The organism is Allocoleopsis sp., from assembly GCF_036703385.1.
GTDB lineage: Bacteria > Cyanobacteriota > Cyanobacteriia > Cyanobacteriales > Coleofasciculaceae > Allocoleopsis.
Map to the genome: position 1 here is coordinate 1 of NZ_DATNPA010000215.1, position 3,161 is coordinate 3,161.

3 protein-coding genes and 1 pseudogene are annotated in these 3,161 nt (G+C 43.6%); 1 reads left to right on the forward strand and 3 read right to left on the reverse strand.

All coding sequences use genetic code 11. The annotated features are described in order from the left end of the window. From V6C93_RS10575 to cas3, 3 genes are all read right to left on the reverse strand, one after another. A partial coding sequence (locus V6C93_RS10575) for a hypothetical protein (RefSeq protein ID WP_333476618.1) occupies positions 1–180 on the reverse strand: 180 nt, incomplete at its 3' end. A 29-nt stretch (positions 181–209) separates the two neighbouring features. Beyond that, entirely contained in the window at positions 210–530 is a 321-nt protein-coding gene (locus tag V6C93_RS10580) for a hypothetical protein (RefSeq protein ID WP_333476619.1), read from the reverse strand. A 186-nt stretch (positions 531–716) separates the two neighbouring features. Beyond that, positions 717–2,897: a type I-D CRISPR-associated helicase Cas3' gene (gene cas3, locus V6C93_RS10585; RefSeq protein ID WP_349262678.1), complete on the reverse strand. Its 2,181-nt coding sequence runs from the start codon at positions 2,895–2,897 to the stop codon at positions 717–719. A gap of 100 nt (positions 2,898–2,997) precedes the next feature. On the opposite strand from cas3, the pseudogene V6C93_RS38175 reads away from it, so the two are divergent. Beyond that, positions 2,998–3,161 (forward strand): annotated as a pseudogene (locus V6C93_RS38175) (WYL domain-containing protein); the annotation flags it as partial.

A 3,161-nucleotide genomic window follows, 5' to 3' on the forward strand; every position in this document is an offset into this window, starting at 1 on the left:
TAGGATGTAAGTTGAGAGGAGTTCTAATTGGCTCCAGACGGTATATTCTTGTTCGGATTCTTTCTCTGTTTCCCACAGCTTGCGGCGTTCGTCTTTCATTGCTTTTTCATAAGTAAGCAAACGAGATTTAAGCTCTGATAGGCGATTCTGTTCAAAACGTTTAGTTTCATGTTTATCCATAGTAATAACCCTTTCAATAGTGTTTTTTACTAGTTAAAACCGTAGGTTACAATTTTCCCTTCTGGCGATTCGATACGATACTCTCCAGTTTTTCTAACCTCCCACCGCACCGTACCCACATCGCTAGCCCCCAGAGGCGGAATTCGGACGGCTTTAGACTTGTCAAACCTTGATGCTTTCCGCAGATAGTCCAAGGGGTCGAAATCTTTCCTAAAAGAATGGTCGAGAATGCTAGCTGCAACATCTGGATAGGTAGCTGGACTCCATTGCTGCATCAATCTCTGCATTTCATCAATTTCATCTTGCGTGTATCCCTCGAATAGTTTTTGTTCAGATGGGGATAGATTCAATTCACAGGCTTCTTTAATTTCACTTAAGAGTTCCTCATCTCCAGAGGTGATGAGTGCCAGCCTTTGTGTAAAAGCAAAGTGGTTTAATCCCTATCAGGGATTGAAAAGAATAACCATGAATGCATTGGCGCTTGCTCCTCGGCTTTTTACATAAGCTACCCTTAATCCCTATCAGGGATTGAAACCCTAAGCCATCCATATTTCACCTCCTTCACTCTTGAACGTGTAAGCGAGAGTATCCAGCAACAATGCAGACTGACCAAACGCGATCGCATACGGCGCAGTTGCCTCATGAATGCTGTACTGGTCGCTAATCGGATAAATCTGAAAGTGCATCGGTAGCCGTAGCCGCATCCGCACCTCCGAAACCGGACGACGCAGCACATAGCAAACCAAACCCTGCTTTTTCAATCGTTTGTCGATTTCGCCAGCCCAGTTGTTATCAGGCTGCCAGATGCCAATACCAATGAGTACCTGAACCTTCCAAGCATCGGCAATGGGTTGCAAATCACCAGAATAGGTAAACTTCCAGTTCAGTCGTTCCTCTCGGTACGATCGCAACTTCATAAACGCCAGACAATGTGCAAAGCGTCCTTTGGGAATTGGCTGTCCCGTGCGTTGGGCGGTTTCTTTAAGTGTCCGTATAAACGCCGCTTCCGTCATTGTTTCGACTTCCAGATTGCTTAAAACCCCTGGTAAATCGTAGGTTTTAAACCGATCTACCTCATTCGATTCTGTTAAGTCATAAATTCCACACTGAAGCGGCGTCGAACCCCGAAAACTCGCAGCATCTTCTACAATTGGGTTTCCTTGCTGTTTCCCGGAGAGTTCCTGCCATTCGGTTGCCCATTCTTTGATATTACCCGCCACCCTACCTAAGCTTGTCTTAAATACCTCCTGACAAGCTGTTTTAAATGCCTTTTGACTATCCTTATACTGTTGTGCGATCGTCTTATGCCCTAACTGCCAGCAAATTAAAACTGACTGCACAGCACCCCAACGCGAGTAATATCCTTCAAAATCATTGATTCTGCGATAGTTTTCACGAATCTGGTTTTGGAAAAAAGAACGGTCATAAATACCATCGACTTCAAACGAGGGAAAGTCAACTAGAAACAACCGTTCTACCAAAAAGTTGGGAACTAGTGCGTAAGCGGTAAAATTCTCAAAAGTAATTTTCTCTCCATTTCGTTCATAGCCATCATGCCGTCCCAAGCGCCCCAAACGCTGAATAAAACTACCCGCATCTGCTGATTCAAAGATGAGAAAATTAATTTTGAAATCAACGCCAACATCAATTGTGCTAGTACCGAGAACCAAGTCAGCTTGCAGCGACTTCTCTTTTTCTGTCTTCCCGGATAAACCTGTATTCTCACCAACCACCAAGCCATGAGGCTGCAACAGTTCCTGAAAGAAAGGAGTGAGACGCTTCACTGCTGCGATCGAATTGAGAATGATTGCTCCTTTACTCCCTGGATACTGCTGAAAATGAGCCAGAATCAGATTACTATTCTCTTTCAACCAAGTTTCAGAAGCCTTATTGCTGGGTTCCAGGGAAATAAACTGAAGAGAGATTTCTCGCGATATTGGTCGCCATCCTTCTGCTTTCAGTTGCTGACATTGAGTCTCTGTATCTGGAAACTGATATTTATTCGCATCAATAGGGTTAATTTCCTGACACCGAAAACCAGCTAGTCTCAATCGCTCTATCAATCTCCTATTAGGAGTTGCTGACAGAAAGAGAAATTTCTTACGACGATTAGTGTTTCTGATTAACAGCATTGTGTTAATTACGCTGGCAACTTGGGGAGCCTGGAAGACATGAAATTCATCAAAAATGAATAGATCGAAGTCCTTATCTATTCGATTCCAAAGCTTATCGGAACGGTCATCACGAGTTAAATATTTGCCGCGATGTAAGTAATGTAAGATATCAGGATTTGTTAACAAAACTTCAGCATGACCTGTACGAGTCTCGATTGCTGCTGCTTTCTTCAAGTTTTCATTTTCAGCATAAATCTCTAACTCTTGCCCGCTAAGCCGAACTACACGCGGCTCAATTTTAGGCTGGAAATTTTTAATATAATCCTGAATTTGCGTCTCTTGGTCGCGAGCAAGTTCATTTGTTGGATACAACCCAATTGCACAAAAATCAGTCAATAGTGTCTCTAAATAAGCCGCCAAGCTTTTACCATCGCCCGTCATGGCGGTGTTAAAAATAACATCTATATTCGGGTCGCGGATTGCTTTCCAAGTTTCTAATTGATGCCAGGATAGCGACCAACTTTCTGGCAGCTTCACTTGCAGAGGTAGTTCCTTAGCAGGACAAGAGTAAACAGGCTTGAGCGTAATTCTATAATCGGACATACCCTTAAAAACTGTCCGTAACTTGTTGTTGTTCACCATCATTGCACTCAAAATAGATATTGACAAGAGAAATACGGACAAAAATGTACGGACAAAATAGATGAGCCGCAAAGGTCAGTCCATCACCCTATCCATTTCAGAACGCGACAAAGCCCAACTAGAAGCGATCGCACTCGAACTCGGCATGAAGTGGGGAGAACGCCCCAACATCTCCAAGCTGGTATTAGCGATCGCACGTCGCCAAGTTTTAGTGTTCCCCAATAA

Coding starts and splice junctions, on each gene's coding strand:
- cas3 (WP_349262678.1), bottom strand. CDS start 2,897: ATGTCCGATTATAGAATTACGCTCAAGCCTGTTTACTCTTGTCCTGCT.